Source organism: Pseudoalteromonas sp. XMcav2-N (genome assembly GCF_024124545.1).
Lineage (GTDB): Bacteria > Pseudomonadota > Gammaproteobacteria > Enterobacterales > Alteromonadaceae > Pseudoalteromonas.
The window spans coordinates 24,819-45,457 of record NZ_JAMXSF010000017.1; the positions used below are offsets into that span (position 1 = coordinate 24,819).

The 20,639-nt window shown below is 48.5% G+C and carries 12 protein-coding genes; 9 read left to right on the forward strand and 3 right to left on the reverse strand.

Translation table 11 applies throughout. The features are described from left to right. Nucleotides 1-10: 10 nt before the first annotated feature. Nucleotides 11-877, reverse strand: coding sequence for a 23S rRNA (adenine(1618)-N(6))-methyltransferase RlmF (rlmF, locus tag NH568_RS19015; RefSeq protein ID WP_253049830.1), 867 nt, complete (start codon nucleotides 875-877; stop codon nucleotides 11-13). A gap of 168 nt (nucleotides 878-1,045) precedes the next feature. Here rlmF and NH568_RS19020 point away from each other — a divergent pair, with 168 nt between their 5' ends. After that, nucleotides 1,046-1,951, forward strand: coding sequence for an alpha/beta fold hydrolase (locus tag NH568_RS19020; RefSeq protein ID WP_253049832.1), 906 nt, complete (start codon nucleotides 1,046-1,048; stop codon nucleotides 1,949-1,951). Here the strand turns inward: NH568_RS19020 and NH568_RS19025 are convergent, their stop codons facing one another. Further along, entirely contained in the window at nucleotides 1,952-3,439 is a 1,488-nt protein-coding gene (locus tag NH568_RS19025) for a tetratricopeptide repeat-containing sulfotransferase family protein (RefSeq protein ID WP_290444361.1), read from the reverse strand. Between the two features lie 66 nt (nucleotides 3,440-3,505). Further along, nucleotides 3,506-6,166 carry a TonB-dependent receptor gene (locus tag NH568_RS19030; protein WP_253049836.1) on the reverse strand — a complete coding sequence of 887 codons (2,661 nt, stop codon included), beginning with the start codon at nucleotides 6,164-6,166 and terminating at the stop codon, nucleotides 3,506-3,508. Between the two features lie 445 nt (nucleotides 6,167-6,611). Between NH568_RS19030 and NH568_RS19035 the strand changes: the two genes are divergently transcribed. The 8 genes from NH568_RS19035 to NH568_RS19070 all read left to right on the forward strand — a co-directional run bounded on the left by NH568_RS19035 (nucleotide 6,612) and on the right by NH568_RS19070 (nucleotide 20,565). Beyond that, nucleotides 6,612-6,992 (forward strand): hypothetical protein, encoded by a 381-nt coding sequence (locus NH568_RS19035; RefSeq protein WP_253049838.1) that lies wholly within the window; start codon nucleotides 6,612-6,614, stop codon nucleotides 6,990-6,992. Nucleotides 6,993-7,106: 114 nt separating this feature from the next. Continuing rightward, the gene (locus NH568_RS19040; RefSeq protein WP_253049840.1) at nucleotides 7,107-8,474 is read left to right on the forward strand and encodes a leucyl aminopeptidase family protein; all 1,368 of its coding nucleotides are present in this window, start codon (nucleotides 7,107-7,109) and stop codon (nucleotides 8,472-8,474) included. Nucleotides 8,475-8,619: 145 nt separating this feature from the next. Then, complete coding sequence (locus NH568_RS19045; protein WP_253049842.1) at nucleotides 8,620-9,741, forward strand: histidine kinase; 1,122 nt, start codon at nucleotides 8,620-8,622, stop codon at nucleotides 9,739-9,741. A gap of 2 nt (nucleotides 9,742-9,743) precedes the next feature. After that, nucleotides 9,744-10,577, forward strand: a complete 834-nt coding sequence (locus NH568_RS19050; protein ID WP_253049844.1) for a LytTR family DNA-binding domain-containing protein — start codon at nucleotides 9,744-9,746, stop codon at nucleotides 10,575-10,577. Between the two features lie 439 nt (nucleotides 10,578-11,016). Continuing rightward, nucleotides 11,017-13,677, forward strand: a complete 2,661-nt coding sequence (locus tag NH568_RS19055; RefSeq protein WP_253049846.1) for a glycoside hydrolase family 16 protein — start codon at nucleotides 11,017-11,019, stop codon at nucleotides 13,675-13,677. Between the two features lie 62 nt (nucleotides 13,678-13,739). Then, a complete protein-coding gene (locus NH568_RS19060) occupies nucleotides 13,740-16,697 on the forward strand; it encodes a TonB-dependent receptor (RefSeq protein WP_253049848.1) in 2,958 nt (985 codons plus the stop codon). 72 nt (nucleotides 16,698-16,769) lie between these two features. Continuing rightward, complete coding sequence (locus tag NH568_RS19065; RefSeq protein ID WP_253049850.1) at nucleotides 16,770-18,017, forward strand: sugar MFS transporter; 1,248 nt, start codon at nucleotides 16,770-16,772, stop codon at nucleotides 18,015-18,017. Between the two features lie 49 nt (nucleotides 18,018-18,066). Then, complete coding sequence (locus NH568_RS19070; protein ID WP_349287984.1) at nucleotides 18,067-20,565, forward strand: exo 1,3/1,4-beta-D-glucan glucohydrolase; 2,499 nt, start codon at nucleotides 18,067-18,069, stop codon at nucleotides 20,563-20,565. The last annotated feature ends 74 nt before the right edge of the window (nucleotides 20,566-20,639 follow it).

The following is a 20,639-nucleotide window of genomic DNA, read 5'->3' on the forward strand; positions in this document are numbered from 1 at the left end:
TGCCCTGATTTTAAAAGCGCCAGGCGATAAAGCGGCTGACCTTCTGGCCCTGCTGCATTTCGATAACTCTGATATCGCTTGGCTTGACAGCTTGCAGTGCTTTTTTTAACGCTGGCAGATTGTCTTTTTTGGATACCAGTGAAGTAAACCAGCCAACCTGCTTTGCGAACATCACACTTTCTTTGATCATAGTTTTGATAAACGCCAGTTCGCCACCCGGGCACCAGAGTTCAGGTGCGTGACCGCCAAAATTCAATTTAGCACTTTGTTGTGCTCTACCCAAATTACGCCATTTTCTTGCAGTGCCCGCTTGCGCCGCTTGTTCACTCTCATGAAAAGGGGGGTTACACAGGGTGAGCTGATAGTGATCTTTTGCAGAGATGATCCCGTGAAAAATCGCCCGCTCATCTTTTTGCTGTCTGACTTTAATACCCAGCCCATTAGCTTTGGCTATGGTCTGCGCCACCGATACTGCCATCGGGTTTATGTCTGAACCTGTAAAGTGCCAGCCATATTCAGCCTGACCTATCAAGGGGTAGATCAAGTTGGCACCAGTACCAATATCAAGACAACGGATTTGTTTACCCGTCGGGGGAGTTCCCTGATTATCGTCGGCCAGTAAATCCGCCAGGGCATGAATGTAATCCGCACGTCCGGGTACAGGTGGGCATAGGAAAGGCTCAGGTAACTGCCAAAACTTGACACCATAGTCACAGGACAGAAGAGCCTGATTTAATGCCACAATGGCTGCTCTGTCGGCAAAGTCTATGGTGTCCTCTCCACGTGGACTGGTGATGAGGCACTGTTTTAAAGCTGGGTTTGCAGTACAAAGCCGGGCGAAATCGTAGCCCTGTCGGTGTTTATTTCTGACGTGCATTAGGTATGTGTCAATTCTCTTACTTGGTGGATTGCGCATTATATCTAAATTTTGTTGCTCGCGCCGCTACTTTGCCGAAGGTAGCTGGGATCAGGCACGAGTAGGCAAGCTTGCGATGACTATGTCTGGCTGGTACGATGAGTTTAAACAATGATGAATTAATCTAGCATGATCAAGCAAAACTCTCTCTTTGTACCAGTGTCAGATGGATACCAGCTGCATCTTCGCCATATCTACCATGAGCAGGCAATGGGGCCGGCGGTGTTGATGTTGCATGGCGCCGTAGAGAATGGAAAGATTTTTTACACCCATAGTAATAAAGGGCTTGCCCCTTTTCTGGCAGAGCAAGGTTATCAATGCTTTGTGGCTGATTTGCGTGGCAGAGGAGACAGCAAGCCGGTAATCAGCAAGGAAGACAGACATGGGCAGACAGAATCTATCATTGAGGATATTCCCGCCATTTTGCGATATATCTCAGAAAAAACAGGTAAACGTCCACAGTTTTGGGTCGCTCACTCTTGGGGAGGCGTGCTGCTAAACAGTGTACTGGCTCGGTTTGAGCAAGAGCGTGAACATATTAGTGCTTGTGTATACTTTGGGACAAAACGTAGCCTATATAATCGTCATCCAGAAAAGTTGCTCAAAGCTAATTTGATTTGGTACACATTGGCATTTTGGCAGGTCAACAAGCATGGCTATCTTCCGGCTCGGCGGCTCAAATGGGGGTCGGACAATGAAACGCGTAAGTCTCACGCACAAAGCGTGCAGTGGGCGAAGCGAAAACCCTGGGTTGATAGTGATGATGGTTTTGACTATGCGGCAGCACTTAAGGACCGTGCGCTACCGCCGACTTTGCATATAGCAGGAGTCAAAGATAAGGCTCTTGCGCAGCCCATTGACATTAAAAAGTTTATGGCTGAGTCAGGCACAGGCGTTCAGGAGATAAAAGTGTATGGCCGGCGCTATGGTCATCAGCATGATTATGACCACATCAATATGCTGACCCACAGCGGTGCACGTCAGGATCAGTTTTCAGATCTGCTTGCCTGGTTTGAGCAATACAAAGAAGCCTGATCACACAGGCGACTTAGCGCCGGGTTGCTCCATCGCCAATTCCTTAGTCATCAGTGCTTCAAATTTTTTCCAGTTAATCAGAGGCGCAGAATTAAGAGGTTTGCGAACCTGTGCCTTGCTCAGCGTTGTGACCACTTTGTGGCTTTTGTGGAATTCCATACACTCAGGCTCGTATTTTTGGTACATAAAATTCAATGCTTTTCTAATTTCTCGTTCAGGTTGCTCAAGTAGCTTTTCATAACTCATGGTGTGAATATTGCGGGGCAGCATGCTTTTAAAGTGTGCCATCACATCTTCAGTCATGTCGCTGTATAGCTGGTATTCCTGCAAAGAGCAGAAGTAGGGCTCATCCTCAGCGAAATGATTGCTATAGACTGACCAGGCATTGGGCATAAACTCTCTGGTCATATGTATAAAACGAGCGTCAGGGAACATTCTGCAGATCAGACCAATATTTTGAAAATTGGCTGGTAACTTGTTTATCACCGCCTCTTCTGCAACACGATGTCGCTTAATCTCATCAACGTACAAATTACGACAATGATCGAGCATGGAGGTACTGAGTGTTTTTACACAGTCTGGAAAAGGGGCTTCGTTACGCATGCTCAGATAGGGCACAATATCGTCACTGATCACTGTACTCTCACCCATTGAGCCAACCTGTGAGTGCTGGATCAGCATTTGTTCAAGCAAGGTAGAACCAGTCCGTGGCAGACCGACGATAAACACAGGTGTAAAAGTCGCTTTTACTTTGTCCGCTGGCTTGTCAAAGAAGCCTTGATTAAAACTCTGTTTCAGGTATTCGAAAAAGGGCAACATAGCAGATGTGTGGAAATCACACATATCGTGCTGAGCTGAATTCGCTTGCTGATAATGACTGAACGCGGTGTCTACGTCTGATAACTTCTCAAAGGCTTTTGCTTTAGCGTAATGGACCACTATCTGTACTCTTGGGTTGTCGATATCTTCAGCCAATGAGTCGAGTAGCGCTAGATAGTCGTTGAGCTTCTCACCTTCAGTGAGTTTGATCAACTCGTGGATCATAAAGACGGTAATCGCAGAGTGGGGGCAGGATAAACCGGCCTCGAAGACATTTCGAGCGTTATCAATAAAGCCATAGTCCAGATAAAACTGACCCAGATGGTAGTGTGCCTGTGCATTATGTCTTGCTACGCTTAACGTATATTCGAGCACAGTTTTGGCATCAACGGGCGATCCGACGGCAATAAATGCATCGGCCAGCGCATACAAGGGATCGAGCATTTTTGGTAAATGTTCACACGCGCGCTTTAAATAGTATATGGCATTGTCATATTGCTCTAGTCGCATACAGATCCTGCCGAGGCCAAACAGGGCTTTGCCATTTTTGGGGTTTTGTTTCAGGACTTGTTTAAACATGAACTCGGCTTCACGCAAGCGATTCTCTTCGAGTAATTCTGAGGCTCTTTCTAGCAGTAACATGTGGTTATAAAGAAGTTTTTTATACATGATAGAAATAAAAAGGGGAAATAGCTATAGCTACTTCCCCCTTTGTTTCTGGGTTACAGTAAGTCGTTAGAATGTGTAGGTTGCTTTCACATAGTAGAAGCCACCATTGATCCCAAATGGAGACGTTTCGTAGTAGATACCACCCCAGTTGTTAGCAGGTGTTAGTTCGGTTTTACCTTCCTCCAGGAAGTCGACTACTTTCTCTGCATCCTGGTCAAAGATGTTGTTTGCACCAACAGTCAGGCTGATGTTTTCAGTCGCAAAGTAAGTTAACTCGGCATCGAACGTGAAGCTAGGGTCGGCCATGATAGCTGTTGCATCATAGTCTACGTGTACACCCTGATACTCACCATAATAGTTGTAACGTATGAAGCCTGAGAAATCTTCCCACTGTTGCGTCCAGGTATAGGTCGCTCTGTGCTGTGGTAAGTCTTTTTCCAAACGCGCTACCTTGAAGGCACCGGTAATGTCTGAGAACTTATCAACCTCGGTTTCATTCCAGTTATATGCAGCACTGAATGTCGCAAAGCCACCTAACAGATCCATAGAATAGTTTGCAACTATATCTACACCCTGAGTTGTGGTGTCAAAGTCGTTGGTAAAGAAGGAGACCTGTGCCAGGCTATCTACATTTGGAACGCCATCCGCTTTCAATGCCGCTTTTTGTTCCAGTGTTAAATCGATTTTGTTTGACTGGCTCAGACGATCTTCAACCTCAATGTTGTAGTAGTCTATGGTCAGGAATAAATCTCCCGACTGATAGACGGCACCAAAGGTGTAACTCTGCGACTCCTCTGGTTGTAACTCGCTACCACCAAGTAGCTGTGAAACCGGGTTGGTGGGCGGTAACAGTGCCGAGTCAACCAGTACACCACTGCTCAGGTTAGTCTGAACGTTACTCACATTCGCCTGACCTACCGTTGGAGCACGGAAACCTGTGCTGAGTGAACCACGCAGCGCCAGGTCTTCAGTCACGTGATATTGCCAGGTCACTTTATAGTTGGTTGTGGAGCCAAAGGTGTCATAGTCTTCGTAACGCAGTGCCCAGCCCATCAGGAACTCTTCAGTAAACGGCGTTTCAATATCAATATAGGCTGCGTAGCTGCGACGTGAAAACTCGCCGCCTTGTGACGGTTTAAAGCCAGGGAAACCATTTGAGCCTATCCCAAACCCTTGCTGTGTTAAAGGTCCTGCGGTAAACGAAGCTTCATCACCCGGGATAACCTCGAAGGTTTCTTCTTTCCACTCCAGACCACCAGCCACGTTGACATCGTAAGCGAGTCCAAAGTCATAACCTTTTGAAAAATCGGCGTTAAAGTTTTTTTCAAGTTGAATGTATTTACCCGGGCTGAACTCCATTGGCGTGTCTGGACCCATAGAGGCATTAATGGTGTTGGTAATGAAGTAGCGAGATTCGTTACGGCCTACTGAGCCGCTGAAGTCATAATACGCGCCTTCCATAAAACCGCTTGTAAACTCACCCTTGGTGCCTATGGTGAGTGATGTATCGGTGATGTTACCACCGAAGAAAGGCGTGAAACCGGCGGGTAGTATGTTGTTGAAAGCAAAACAATTTGCTGCGGCAAGCGAATCCAGGGCTGCCTGGTCCGGTAAGCCGTTAGCCTGTAGCTCTACAACGGGACAGTTTATCTGTTGATCGTATCCATCCAGAGAGCCAACTAAGATAGTAGGTGTTGCATCATCCCATAGTTTTTGCTGTGCTTCGTCTGTTGGGTGACGTCTGGTTGGCGTGCCATTAACGTTTCTGATCACACCGCCGTAAACCTGTGGACGCGTAGTTGGGTTACGGTAGTAGAAGCCGCCTTTGACATCCCGCTCTGAATAGTTACCAAACATGTAGAACTGAGAATCGTTGGTCAACTCAAGTCCAACATTACCAAATAAGGTGATGTCGTCGTTAATTTCCGGTGCACCCCAGACCTGAGCCGGATCTCTCACACCTTCTAAACCTGCATCCATAAACGCTTGTGCATCCGGGCGTTGTACACTGCGGCTGGTTGGATCGGCCTCTTTATACTGGAAGCTTAAGTTTGCGAAGCCCTGGTCAGTGAATGGCAGACCGATGTTACCCTCTACCGTAGTTGTATCACCGTCCCCTTCGTAATATTGGCCTTGTTTAACAGAGATACTGCCGCCTTCAGACGCATCTTTAAGTACAAAGTTGAGTACCCCGGCGATGGCATCGGAACCATACTGAGCTGCTGCACCATCACGCAGAACTTCAACTTGCTTAAGTGCGATACTCGGGATAACTGAAATGTCCGGGCCCTGAGCACCATCGTTAATACCCCCGCCCAGGAACGCAATGACAGATGAGCGGTGGCGGCGTTTCCCATTTAGTAGAATTAGGGTTGAGTCAGCGGGCAGACCACGCAAGTTAGCCGGGCGCACCAAACTAGCAGCATCACTGATTGGATTGGCGTGAACGTTCAGAGAGGGCACTGAACCTTTCAGCAATTCCAGCATATCGTCGCCACCGGCCTTACTTAGATCATCACCGCCAATAATGTCGATTGGTACGGGTGAATCACCCACTGAACGCGGTGCTGCGCGGGAGCCTACAACCGCAATTTTCTCAATTTTTTTGTTTTCGGCGCCAGTGTCAGCCTCTTCTGCCTGAACGCTGGTTACAGCCAATCCCATTGTTGCAGTTGACGCCAAAGCAAATTTAATCGCACGACTTAGCGCATGTGTTTGTAGTTTCATCCTGTTTCCCCAGATATTCTATGTTGTCATAATTCACAATATACATAGCTTGCACTTTACTTTTTAACCAAGCGTGTACTTACCGTTAAAGATAATTGCAAATATGTTCATTGCACAATTAAAGGTAGCAGTGAATTTAACAAGGTCAAATTTTCAAGTAACTTTTTGTTTGTGGTGCAAAAAATGAGCTTTTTCGTGGTTTTTATAGGTACTGAACAAGTTGAAATAAAGTCAGCAAATTTGCATTATTGCGCAGTTTGATGCGGTTTTGGGGTGGGATACTCAGAATATACCTTGTTGAAATCTTCATCTTACAAAAAGCGGGGCGTAGTGACACTTCACACTATTTGTTGCTGAGGAAGCGGGGTAGGGTGCTGAGCGTGCTAACGCCCCGTTTTTATTTCTGCTAGTATTGGGGGTACTAAGGTTCCCCCCAAGTATGTGAATGCGATTAATTAAAGTAGTACATAAAGCGCCAATCCGAGTCGCAAGGATCAGTAAAAAGCGCCAGCAAATAAGGCTCCGACGTGCTTTGGTTGGTTTGAAAATAGCTTTGGCCCAGGAAAAACAAGAAACTCGGGAAATGCTGGATATTTATAAACGCTACCCGCATGGTGGCGTGTCTAAGCAAGAGCTGGCCGCGGCAAACCAACAGTTTGTTGATATTTTAAAAGGATTGGGTCTTGGTGTATTTGCTCTTTTGCCTTTTGCGCCCGTTACCATTCCGCTTATTGTAAAGCTGGGCCAGTGGTTAGGGGTTGATGTACTACCCAGCTCATTTTCTGTAGGAAAAAAAGCTAAAAACACTAATAAATCAAAAAATTAAAAGTCAAAAGACAGCTGTTCTTATGTTATTGCTGCGCTTTATGCATCCAGTGAGTGAAATATTTTTCCCACCTTGGTATTCTCTTGTCAGGTTTATGTAATTCAAGAGGCACGTATGAGTCAGTTACTTGTTCACTCATCACAAGGAATACCGGTATATTTTATTAAGGAAAGCCAGCTAGGCGAGTGGTTAGAGGAAAATGCACCACAAGCCAAAAATATCACGCTGGCCACCAGACAAAAAGCGCAGAAAACATTATTGATCCCAGATGTTCAAAGCGGCGAAATCAGCGCTGTTTTGTGTCTGGTCGATTCACAGGATGATATGTGGCTGGCTGGTGATTTACCTGCTCAGTTGCCGCAAGGCACATATAGATTGCAAGGCGATGAGGCATTTGTGGAAAAGGCCGCGCTAGGTTACCTGCTAGGTGCATATACATTCGATGCATACAAGAAGGCTTCTGCACCCAGTGCCAAACTGGCCATTGAGTCAGAAGTCATGTTGAAAAAATTGCAGGATCAGGCCGATGCTATTTATCTGGTCAGAGATTTAGTGAACACGCCGGCTGCTGACATGATGCCTCAACATATGGCTGAAATCTGCATTGAGATGGCAGCGCAATTTGGCGCAAAGTTTTCCCAGATAGTGGGTGATGAATTATTGGAACATAACTATCCAACTATTCATATGGTTGGCAGAGCGAGTGAAAACAAGCCACGCCTGCTGGATCTAAGCTGGGGTGATGAGGATGCACCAAAGCTGACTTTGGTTGGTAAAGGCGTCTGTTTTGATTCGGGAGGCCTGGATCTTAAGCCGGCATCCGGCATGCGTAACATGAAAAAAGACATGGGCGGCGCAGCTCACGTACTGGGCCTTGCTCATATGATCATGGCGGCCGGTTTACCTGTGCGTCTGCGAGTATTAATACCTGCGGTTGAGAACGCTGTGTCGCGTAACGCATTTCGCCCTGGGGATGTCATCCAGACGCGTAAAGGTCTGACGGTCGAAATAGACAACACAGACGCAGAAGGTCGCTTGGTATTGTGTGATGCTCTGGCGGAAGCACAATCGGAACAGCCTGATCTGTTAATCGACTTCGCGACTTTGACTGGTGCATGTCGAATTGCGTTGGGCACAGAATTACCGGGTTTCTATAGTACCGATCAGAATGTCGCCAATGCCATGATTGCACAAGGTAATGCACTTCAGGATCCTATCTGGCAGTTGCCGTTGTTTGATCAGTATAAAGCACTGTTTAAGAGCGATGTGGCCGACATGGCGAACTGTGGATCAACCCCGTTTGGTGGCTCTATTACCGCAGCTCTGTATCTGAAAGAGTTTGTTGAACCAGAGCAGACTCCCTGGGTACATTTTGATGTGATGGCGTGGAATTTACGCTCGCTTCCGGGCAGACCGGTAGGCGGAGAAGGACTTGGTTTAAGAGCCACGTTTGCCTACCTTGAACAGCGCTACGCATCATAATTAGCCTGTCTGAACGACAACATTAAAAAAGGGCCTGTGGCCCTTTTTTAATGTTTCTAAATAGGGAAAGTCTGAGAGGTCTGGTTGCTAAAATTTTTAAAAGTTTTAGAGTATCGCAGGCTTGACCCTTATTTTGAGTATCATTTTGTCTATATTTACGCCTCATCAATCTGAATTGGCACCGCTTGAACCTGAGTCCTCTGCGTTACCGCATTTGTCTAAGCAGTTCTGGAGCTTGCAAATCGCAGGTTGGTTGGGCTATGCGGCCGTTGTGTTTCTGGCAATCATTCAGCCTCAGTTTGATTCACCCGGTTTTAATTTGCCCGGACAGGTGCTCAACCTGGGGGTCGAAAGCCTCAGTGGGTTTTTGCTGTCGTATCTTCAGTGGCTGTTTATCCGTAAAATCATCCATCAGCCGCTGCAGCGAACATTGGTTATCAGTTTTCTTTCTGCGGCTATGTTGGGACTCATTTACAACATCATTAAGCTAGCCAGCTATAAAGTCATTGTTCATGATCAGCACTGGAACCAGGCCTGGAATATGCTGGAGTTTGGCGGCTGGTTGTTGTTCTCATTGACCACTATGTTTGTCTGGACATCGATATTTTTTATCATGTTATATAATAGCAGATTGCAAAAAGAACACGAACGTTTGCTCAGAGCGCAAACCCAGGCAAAAGATGCTCAGTTACAAATGCTGCGTTATCAGCTCAATCCGCATTTTATGTTTAATACCATGAATGCCATTTCTACTTTGATCCTCAAAGAGGATAATGACGCGGCATCAGAAATGCTCGATAAGCTCTGTGATTTCTTTCGTCACTCACTTGAGGCTACACAGGGCAGTAGGATCACTTTGCAGGAAGAAGTTCAGCTGATCGAGTTGTATCTGGCAATAGAAAAAGTCCGTTTTGGACAACGGTTGTCAGTTCGCTATGCGATTGAACCCAGCACGTTGCGGGCACTGGTGCCGAATATGCTATGTCAGCCTGTGGTAGAAAATGCCATCAAGTATGCCATTGAGCCAAGCAAGCAAGGAGGGGAAGTGAGCATATCGGCGATACGGCGGGCGGAGCAACTCGTGATCGAAATTTCAGACAGCGGAACAGGTGATAACACCATGACCGAAAAAGGGTTTGGAATAGGACTTAACAACGCCAAATCGAGATTGGATGTGATGTATAGCGGTAATTTCACCGTCTCTTTGAATAAGAATGCAGCCGGGGGTAATACTGTAACCTTAGTGCTGCCATATGAGGTTGACTGACCATGACAAAACCACTCACAGCTCTTATCGTAGACGATGAGCCACTGGCGCTGGAAGGGCTGAGTCTGAGATTGGCGAAGATCCCTGAAATTGAGGTGATAGGCCAGGCTGAAAACGGGGATGATGCAATCCGTTTATGCCAAGAGTTGTGTCCCGATGTGTTATTTTTGGACTTGCAGTTGCCCGGTCTCAATGGCATCGAAGTAGTACAGGCAATACAGGCGGATGTATTACCTATGGTGGTTTTTGTCAGTGCATATAGCGATTATGCGTTGGAAGCCTTTGAGCTTAACGCGATTGACTATGTACTGAAACCAGCTAACCTTGGACGTTTACAAAAAACGGTGAACCGGATCCTGGAGCGTCGACAGCCACGTCAGGCCGAGCAGGAGAAGTACCGCTTGCTACAGGCACTCACTGAAACCTCGGGGTTGGCAGTGACAGAATTAGAGTCCTGGCTGGAAACCGATCATCCGTTACCTACCGCTCAGGACAAAGAATTAGTTATTAAAAATAGTGACAATGAGCAAGTATTTGTGCCCATGGATACGATCCGCTGGATTGACGCAGCCGGAGATTACATGTGCGTACATACGGATTCAGACACTCACGTCCTGCGTATTACCATGAAAAAGCTGCAGACTTTACTGGATGAAACCCGGTTTGCCCGGATCCATAAATCTACCATAGTCAATTTAAGCCATGTGACCGCCATTAAACCTTTGCGAAATAACGAGAGCCTGGTCACACTCAAAGAGCAGGTAGAGTTGAAAGTCAGCCGCAATTATAGCCAGGCATTACAGCAATTTGTTGCTAAAAAGAAAACACTCAGTTAGTTGGCGAGTGGTAAAGCGACTCGTGAATACTAATCACAAGCTGTGTATTTTACCTTTCTTGGTGCAACAAGAGCACGATATAGTGCAGCCTGTTTTTACTCCACATGACTTAAAGTCTAGCCAAAACAAATAGCTAACCTTTCATCTTATTTTTGTATCGCTTTGTCGTGCACTATTGTGGCCCATGAGCATGTGTCGCACCAGTTGCTCATGATGGCGCGTTTCCATTGTAACATTCTGGTTAATTGAACAGGATAGCCTCAGGAGCAGACTGAGTTGGCTATCTGATTCACTGCTTATTCTTTGTAGTACGACCTGTGTACAGGCCTTTGTATAAGTGGCCTGTTGCAAATAACAACCACAGCGGGCCTGTGCCAGACTGTAAAAAGAATATGTTCGTACTGCACAACAATCGGCTCGATTAGTTGGAACACACATTATGATAAAAGTTGCAAAATCCCTCTCCAGTCTTGGCGTCTTGCTTGCGTTAGCGGGTGTAACCGGCTGTGGTGGCGACGCTAAAACACACACTGATCTAAGTAAAACTGACCCACAGGCACCGGTTTCTGATTGGCAGCTGGTCTGGCAAGACGAGTTTGATGACAGCCAAATCAATGCTCAGAACTGGACGCACGAAGTGGACTGTCTCGGCGGTGGAAACGAAGAGCGTCAGTGCTATACCGATGATAAGGCCAATTCTTATGTCAGCGATGGGACATTAAAAATTGTCGCACTGGGTGCGGCCGATAATGCAGAAAAACCCTATACATCTGCACGCCTAATCACCAGACACAAAGCTGATTTTAAATATGGCCGATTTGAAATACGCGCAAAGTTACCCAGTGGACAGGGCAGCTGGCCGGCATTTTGGATGTTGCCAACGGATGAAGTCTATGGCGGCTGGCCCAACTCCGGCGAAATAGACATAGTCGAAGCGGTCAATCTGAAAGCACAAGGTGCCGATGGCGCACCTGAAGCTCAGATATACGGCACTTTACACTATGGTAAGGATTGGCCGGACAACGTACATTCTGGGAAGGCGTACACTCTGCCAGGTGGTGCTAACCCTGCCGATGACTTTCATACCTATGCAGTAGAATGGCAGGAGGGAGAGATACGCTGGTATGTTGATGACTACTTATACGCCACGCAGCGACAGTCGGAGCCTTTGTATGATAGTAACGGCGATGTTTTCAGTTTGAAACACCGGGGCTGGTTTGCCGAGTATCATGAGCAGGGTAGCGGCGAGCTGACCACACACTGGGATAGCGCGCCGTTTGACCAAAATTTTTATCTTATCTTAAACCTGGCCGTTGGCGGTAATTGGCCAGAAGCTGTCAATGAAACAGGTGTGAATGCCGACGCGTTTGCAAATGGACAAATCTTTGAAGTGGATTACGTCCGGGTCTATCAGTGCCAGCAAAACCCGACAACGGGTAAAGGATGCGAAACGATTCGTGCTGGATGGGACTCGTCGGAGGATGCATTGGTCGAGGGCAAGGCGCCTACTCCTCCTCCACCAGCAACAGCAGGTGACAGCCTGCAAATTTTTGACGGCGAGCTTAACAAAGACTGGCCTGCCTGGGATTGCTGCGGTGGCAGTGTGCCAGCCTTGGTGGAAGACGACACTGCGGGAACGGTCATCGAGTTTAGCGTGGGTAGCGAACCGACGGTGAATGGTTTTATTTCTCGCGACCCAATGGCGTCTGATGCGGGCGGCACACCTAGCCCATTCGATGCGTCTTCCCTGATAGACTCTGGCATGGTTCGTTTCGATTTGAAAGTGACCTCAGCGCCTGTGGATACGCAAACGCCCTGGATGCTAAAAGCAGAAAGTGCGAACGGAGAAAAAGTGATTGAAATTCCTTTGTCTGAGAGCACAGAGGGCCTACAACCAGTGGCCGGGCAGTGGCAAACCTTTACTTTTCCTTTACAGATGCTCGCTGAGCGAGGCCTGGATATCAGCAGCATTGACGCAGTCCTGATATTCCCGGCATGGGGCAGTGGCGAAGGCGCTGTCTATCGTGTTGCTGAAGTCGCCATTGCCGCACCGCAAAGTGCGTCAGCGCTGGTGGTGTTTGAAGACAGTGAAAACCCTGCCTGGCCTATGTGGGATTGCTGTGGCGGGTCAGTACCTACGGTTGAGCTAGACGACGATGCACACGGCAATGTTGCTGAGTTTAAAATCGGCGATACAGCGACGGTGATGGGCTTTATTTCCCGCCAAGATTTTATCACAGCTGAAGGGGTCAGCGCGGCACCGTTTGACGCTTCTTCTATTCTGTCTAATGGCGTGGTTGAGTTTGACATGAAAGTGGTGAGCGCGCCACAAGATACGGCCGCGACCTGGTCTTTTAAGGCTGAATCGGTCAATGCTGAAAGTGTCGCCGAAGTTGCTTTAGATAGTAGTGTTCAGCAAGCAGCGCCTGAAGTTGGCCAGTGGCAAACGTATACATTCAAATTAACTGATTTGGTTGCTAAAGGTTTAGACATCAGCGCGATTGACGTCTTAATGGTTTTCCCTACCTGGGGCCAAGGGGCAGGTGCGGTATATCGCATAGACAACGTCAAGATTTACGACCCGAATCAGGCCGATGACTTTGTGGGTGAAATTTTGTTTGCCGACGATGTTAAAGACAAATGGTCGCTGTGGGACTGCTGCGGCGGTTCCACCCCTACGCTTGAAAATGATGATATGACTCAGGGTATGGTTGCTGAATTTAAAGTTGGTGCAGAGCCAACTGTGATGGGGTTGTTTGCAGAAGATGACCATTTCTTTGATGCGTCAGCTTATCTGGAGTCCGGGTCAGTTCAGTTTGATCTCAAAGTAGTGACTGCGCCGAGCGATAGCAGCGCTCCCTGGAAGTTTAAGATCGAAGCGCTGGATGCCGACTCCGCCCTAGAGCTAAATCTAACGGAGAGTCTGGAGGCCACGGCCCCTCAGGTTGGCCAGTGGCAAACCTATACTTTCCCTCTTCAGGTACTGAGTGATGGTGGGGTCAATATCAGTGGTATTGACATTATCATGGTCTACCCGGCCTGGGGGCAGGGTGAAGGAGCTGTATACCGGCTCGATAATGTGATGATCACAGCCAAATAAACCTAAACCGATGGCGTGGCATATCCACGCCCAGACAGCGAAAATTATTCAAGCAGGTCATTATGAATACAGTAAATTATAAACTCTCACATGTCGCGATTCTGATCGGTGCGGTACTTGGCACTTCTATGGCACAGGCAGAGCAAGTCGCAGCGCAGGCCGGCGAAGAAACCCCGGAAGTGATTGAAGTGCGCGGTATTAAGGGCAGTTTGATCCGCTCCATGAACGTTAAACGAGACATGTCGGGCGTAGTGGACGCGATTTCCGCAGAAGAAATGGGTAAGTTTCCCGACACCAACCTGGCGGAATCTTTACAACGAATTACCGGCGTGGCTGTTAGCCGCAGCAACGGAGAAGGGAGCCAGATCACGGTGCGAGGCTTTGGCCCGGACTTTAACCTGGTAACGCTCAATGGCAGGCAAATGCCGGGCACCGGGAATAGTCGCTCCTATAACTTTGAGAATCTGTCGTCCGACGGAGTTTCAGCATTGGAGGTGTACAAGACGGCTCGTGCGGATAATCCAACCGGTGGATTGGGCGCGACGGTGAATATTGTCACCGCACGCCCGCTCGACAGTGGTGCGGAAAAAATGTCTTTTTCAGCTAAAGCGATTCATGACTCTTCTAATGTAGCAGGCGACGACATTACGCCAGAGGTCTCAGCCCTTTACTCGAATGCGTTCTTTGATGAAACGGTCGGGTTTGGCTTTACCGTCAATCATCATCGTCGCGACTTTCAACAGCAAAGCGCCAATATCCAGGGCTGGCAGGCGAATGTAGACTTGCCCACCAACTTGGACGCCGACAGTGTCGTTGATAATCGCCCGTTGAATGAGCAAGGGATGCCAGCAGGAGACTACTTCTTCCCCCGGGATATGAACTATCAGATAAGCGACTTGCAGCGTGAACGTACCAATGGTCAGCTTGTTTTTCAGTATGCACCCAATGACGATATTGTGATGACTCTCGATTACACCGGTACTAAGTCCATAACCGGTAAAAATGCTATTTCGTGGGGCATGTGGAATGACTACGGTGGCAACATCAACGGTTACGAGCTGGATGAAAATGGTACGGTCGTGTATGCCGACATCAGCGGCAACGACGGCTCTTTCAGTGCTTCGCGCTCAACGACTGAAGTGAAAGAGCGCTCGGTCGGTTTTAATGTCCAATGGCAGGCGAGTGATGCACTGAGCCTCACTCTGGATTATCACGATTCCGAAAGCGAAACCGACAATGGCGCAGACTCAGGCCTTGGCAGTGAAGGCACATTGGTACTGGGTTCAGATCAGCTAACGACCAAGCACTACGATTTTCGAAGCTCAGAGATCCCACATGCAGAAATCCTGTGGCGAAATGGTACCAATGAGTTAGCAGCCAGCGAAATCGACTCTCATTTTAGCCAGTTTGTGCACTCTCCGGGTAAAGCGACGGTTGAGCAGTTACAGCTTGATGGCGTTTGGGAAAACCTCAGCGACCGCTGGGGATTAGTGAATGTCAAATTTGGTGTGGCTCGTACAGAGCAGGAGATGAGTGGCTCGAATGCCTGGAGTGGTTTAATTGGTGGCTTCTTATTTAATCCTGCCTGGCCGGAATTATTCCCGGATGGCATGTTTACTCAGCATGACACGAGTGACTTCTTAAATGCGTTTGACGGTGGCGGCAATGCGCTACAGCCGCACTATTACTACACCTTTGACTTCGATGAAGTCGCCGCTCGCTCTGAAGCCTTTTTGACCAATGACTTACTCGGAGGCAGTGACTATTTCGCGACGACGGCATACCACGATATGGGAACTGTATCGCGCGAAAGCGTGACAGAAGAAACCAGCAGTATCTACTTGTCTGGCTTCTGGGAGTTTGAAGTTGCCAGCTATCCGGTACAGATAAACGCAGGTGTACGCTATGAGCAAACCGATGTGACCAGCAGAACTTTCCAACCAACGCCAACGGCCGTATGGTGGAAGGGGGGCAGTGAATGGCATACCCAGTTTTTACCTGATGGCGATGCCTTCTTTACCGTTGAAGGTGAGCACGATGTGGTTCTGCCTATGGTGGACTTGCGAGTGGATGTGACGGATGAACTGGTTGCCCGTATGTCCTGGGGCAAAACCATTTCACGGGCACCGCTGGGAGATCTGGTTGGCGGGCGGAGTCTGTCAAACAGCCCTAAAATTGGCTCTCGTAACGCCAGCGAAGGCAATACTAACTTGCAACCATTTGAGTCGACTAACTTTGACCTCAGTTTGGAGTATTACTACAACGAAGGCAGTTATGCGGCCATTGGGTATTTCGATAAGTCAGTGAAAAACTTTATTGGCAGCCAGGTTAACTCGACGACGGTAGAGGGATTTCACGATATTTACCAGGGACCCAGGTGGTTGCAAGCCGTTGCAGACATTGAAAGTCGTGGCGAACAGGCCACCAATGACGCCATTTTTGCTCAGATGCAGGTCAATGGCGCGACGCTGAATGAGCAGGGCTACATTACCCCTAACGCAGATGACCCATTGATAGTGTGGGATTTTACACGACCATTTAATGCGCCTGATACCAAATCAGTTGACGGTTTTGAAGTGGCAGTACAACACCTGTTCGGCGAAACCGGTTTTGGCGTCGGGGTTAATGCGACATTTGTTAATGGCGATGTGGAGTTCGATGTTGCCAGTCTTAAGCAGCAAACCCCGCTTACAGGACTTAGCGACTCTGCCAACTTTCAGGTGTTTTATGAGCTCGACGGCCTGTCGGTGAAACTGACTTACGCCTGGCGAGACGAGTATTTGATCGGAGTAGGGCAGGATCAGGGGTCTTCCGACAACCCGCCGCAATTTGCCAAGGCCTTTGGTCAATGGGATATGAGCGTTAATTACGACATGACGGAGCAGTTGACTGTATTCTTCGAGGGCGTGAACCTCAATGATGAAACCGAGCAGGGCTTCGGCCGATATGAACGTCAATTTTTGTTCGCCCGCCAATACGGTCCCAGATATGCGCTGGGCTTCCGATATAAGTTCAATTAATTCCGGGTACGCTCTGGCGGTTGCTTAACGCGGTGCCAGAGCACGCTTTCTTTATTTTTTTGGAAATTCATTATGGCTAGTTCATCCGTGATGCTGGAAACCAAGCATGACTCGCAATCGGAACAGGGGCACAGATTTGCGCTGTTCACGCTGACAACTCTGTTTTTTATGTGGGGATTTATTACCTGCTTAAATGACATATTGATCCCCTACCTGAAAGGGGCATTTTCTTTAACTTATACCCAGGCCATGCTGGTGCAGTTTTGCTTCTTCGGCGCCTATTTTATTGTCTCTGTCCCTGCGGGCATGCTGGTTGGCAGAATTGGCTTCAAAAAAGGCATCATCACAGGTTTGAGTGTTGCGAGCATTGGGTGTTTATTATTCTACCCGGCAGCCGAGCTGGGAGTCTATGGGGTGTTTTTGGGGGCGCTGTTTGTATTGGCTTCTGGTATTACTGTATTACAGGTCTCTGCAAACCCTTTTGTGAGTGCCCTGGGGCCTGCTAAAACGGCTTCGTCACGTCTGACGATGACCCAGGCATTTAACTCACTGGGTACAACGGTTGCGCCATTTTTTGGAGCCTGGCTTATTTTTTCAGGCAGCAGCGAGGCGGCACATGCAGACGCTTCCGCGGTGCAATTTCCTTACCTGATGATAGCTGTCACGCTTGCAGTGCTGGCCATTGTTTTTGCATTTATCAAGCTGCCGTCGCCAGGTGCTCAATCCCAGGGAGCGCCCTCTTTAAAAAAAGCACTGCAATACCGGCACCTTAAACTGGGCGCTGTGGCGATTTTCTTGTACGTAGGTGCAGAAGTCGCCATAGGCAGCTTCCTGGTGAACTTTTTACACGACCCCCGCATTGCCGGGTTGAACGAAGCGCAAGCGGCTCAGCTAATCGCTTATTACTGGGGCGGGGCGATGATCGGGCGCTTCATCGGTGCGCTGGTGATGCAAAAAATTGCGGCGGGTAAAGTTCTGGCATTTAACGCGTTTATGGTCATTGTACTGCTGTGCGTTGCTGTTATGACTGAAGGCAGTGTGGCGATGTGGTCTGTGCTGGCGGTCGGTCTGTTCAATTCCATTATGTTTCCAACCATTTTCAGTCTGGCAATTGACAAGCTGGGCGAAAGCGCCAGTCATGGTGCCGGCGTATTATGCCTGGCGATTGTCGGCGGTGCCATTGTGCCTTTGCTGCAGGGTATGTTGGCCGATGCTTCCGGCGTACAACTGTCATTCCTGTTGCCGGCACTGTGTTATGTATTTATCGGTTATTTTGGGCTCAAAGGACACCGACCTGTTTTGCTATCCACGGAGAAGTAAAGTGAAGAAAACAACCATCAAGATTTCACTCAGCGTGCTGGCTGCTGGTATCCTAACGGCGTGCGGCTCAGCGCAGCCATCGGCAGAAGTTAAGAAAGGGCTTGATATCTGGCCCAAAATACACTCAGAGGTGGGCAAAGATCCCGAAATAGAGCGCCAGGTTGCGGCACTACTGAGCAAGATGACGTTAGAGCAGAAAGTGGCTCAGATGATCCAGCCTGAGATCCGTGACATCACTGTCGAAGACATGCGGCGCTACGGTTTTGGTTCTTACCTCAACGGCGGCGGCGCATTTCCCGGCAACAACAAACATGCCAGTGTCAAAGACTGGGTCGACCTTGCCGAAGCCATGTATCAGGCGTCTGTGGATGACTCTCTGGATGGCATTAATATTCCCACCATGTGGGGGACTGATGCGGTGCATGGCCACAACAATGTGATTGGCGCGACGTTATTTCCTCATAACATCGGCCTCGGGGCTGCAAATAACCCCGAGCTGATTGAAAAAATTGCTCAGGCAACAGCGAAAGAAGTCATGGCAACAGGCATAGATTGGGTATTTGCACCCACAGTTGCAACTGTGCGTGATGACCGCTGGGGTCGCACCTATGAAGGTTATTCTGAAGACCCCGAGATAGTTAAAGCCTATGCGGCAGCCATAGTACATGGCTTGCAAGGCCATGCGGATGGAGACTTTTTGGGTGATGATCGGGTGATCAGTACCGTGAAGCACTTTCTGGGCGATGGCGGCACGGTCAAAGGAGACGATCAGGGCAATAATATCGACTCTGAACAAGTGCTGTTTGATATTCATGCTCAGGGGTACGTGGGTGGTCTGACTGCGGGTGCACAATCTGTGATGGCGTCATTTAACAGCTGGCAGGGCGAGAAAATCCATGGTCATCACTATCTGCTGACCGAGGTACTGAAGAACAAGATGGGGTTTGATGGCTTTGTGGTGGGTGACTGGAATGGTCATGGTCAGATCCCTGGCTGTCGCAATGACGATTGTCCACAGGCTGTCAATGCCGGTCTGGATGTGTACATGGTGCCGTCCGATGCATGGAAGCCTTTGCTTGAAAATACCATTGCACAAGTCAAAGCGGGCTTTATTCCACAGTCTCGTATCGATGATGCCGTAACGCGTATTTTACGGGTGAAATTCCGTGCGGGATTGTTTGATAAACCCAGCCCGGCAAAGCGCCCGCATGCAAACAATATACAATTGATTGGCCACGAAGCGCACCGCGAAATCGCACGCCAGGCCGTTCGAGAATCACTGGTGTTGCTCAAAAATAATCATCAGTTGTTGCCGCTGGCACCCAATCAACGGATTCTGGTAGCCGGTGATGCGGCTGATAACATAGGTAAGCAATCGGGTGGCTGGACCATAACCTGGCAGGGTACCAATAATCAGAATAGCGATTTTCCGGGCGGCCAGTCTATTTATGATGGCATCGCACACCAGGTTCAGCTGGCAGGGGGGGAAGTTGAACTGAGTGAGAATGGCCAGTTTAAAACCAAACCTGACGTAGCCATTGTCGTATTCGGTGAAGAGCCATATGCCGAAGGGCACGGTGATCGGGAAACGCTGATTTATCAGCATGGCAATAAACGCGACCTGGCGTTACTTAAATCGCTCAAGGCACAGGGCATTCCTGTGGTCTCTGTTTTTATCAGTGGCAGAGCTATGTGGGCCAACCCGGAGCTCAATGCCAGTGATGCTTTTGTGGCCGCCTGGCTACCGGGCTCTCAGGGCGAAGCCATTGCAGATGTTTTGCTGAGAGACGCGAAAGGCGAGATACAACACGATTTTAGTGGTCGCCTGTCATTCTCCTGGCCTGCACACCCCAGCAAACCGGTCAATCGTCATGACAAGGACTATGCTCCTTTATTGCCTTACGGGTTCGGCCTGAGTTATGGAGAACCCTCAGTGCTGAGTAACACTTTGCCAGAACAGGTAGATACCATACTGAGTTCGTCAGGTGTGTATGAGATATTCAATGGTAAAACACAGCAGCCATGGCAGATGAGACTGTTCTCTGGTGAACAAAACCTGGCTGTTGCTGCAAGCAGTATGGCTCTGGAGGGGCTGAATTACAGAACGATAGATAAAGACATTCAGGAAGATGCGTTCAGGGTCGACTGGCAAGGCCCCAAAGCGGGTGTTCAGTTTGTCAGTGGTAATGGCTTCAGAGAAGATTTAGCCCGTTATCAGGCTGCGGGTGGCGTGCTTAGTATGACGGTCAAACGCGGTGAAGCAATTGCAGACAAAATGTTCATTGGCATGCATTGTGAAAGTGAGGGTGATGCTCCGGGAAGTTGTCGGGCTCAGGTTGATATTAGTGCTGAGTTACAGGGGTTGGCAGCCAAGCAATGGCAGGTGCTGAGTATTGATTTACAATGTTTTGCCAGTCAGGGGGTGAAATTTGATCAAATGGTAATGCCATTTGAATTATACGCAACCGGTAGCATGAGCCTGTCGTTTAGTGACATCAGTTTAAAGCCTTCGGGAAATAAGCAGGCCACAATTCATTGTCAGGATTAACATCAGGGATAATACCAATTTGCTTAGTTAAGTGTTCTATTTTGAGGCGAGAAAATATCGTCGATAACCAGGCA

Coding starts and splice junctions, on each gene's coding strand:
- rlmF (WP_253049830.1), bottom strand. CDS start 877: ATGCACGTCAGAAATAAACACCGACAGGGCTACGATTTCGCCCGGCTT.
- NH568_RS19020 (WP_253049832.1), top strand. CDS start 1,046: ATGATCAAGCAAAACTCTCTCTTTGTACCAGTGTCAGATGGATACCAG.
- NH568_RS19025 (WP_290444361.1), bottom strand. CDS start 3,439: ATGTATAAAAAACTTCTTTATAACCACATGTTACTGCTAGAAAGAGCC.
- NH568_RS19030 (WP_253049836.1), bottom strand. CDS start 6,166: ATGAAACTACAAACACATGCGCTAAGTCGTGCGATTAAATTTGCTTTG.
- NH568_RS19035 (WP_253049838.1), top strand. CDS start 6,612: ATGCGATTAATTAAAGTAGTACATAAAGCGCCAATCCGAGTCGCAAGG.
- NH568_RS19040 (WP_253049840.1), top strand. CDS start 7,107: ATGAGTCAGTTACTTGTTCACTCATCACAAGGAATACCGGTATATTTT.
- NH568_RS19050 (WP_253049844.1), top strand. CDS start 9,744: ATGACAAAACCACTCACAGCTCTTATCGTAGACGATGAGCCACTGGCG.
- NH568_RS19055 (WP_253049846.1), top strand. CDS start 11,017: ATGATAAAAGTTGCAAAATCCCTCTCCAGTCTTGGCGTCTTGCTTGCG.
- NH568_RS19060 (WP_253049848.1), top strand. CDS start 13,740: ATGAATACAGTAAATTATAAACTCTCACATGTCGCGATTCTGATCGGT.
- NH568_RS19065 (WP_253049850.1), top strand. CDS start 16,770: ATGGCTAGTTCATCCGTGATGCTGGAAACCAAGCATGACTCGCAATCG.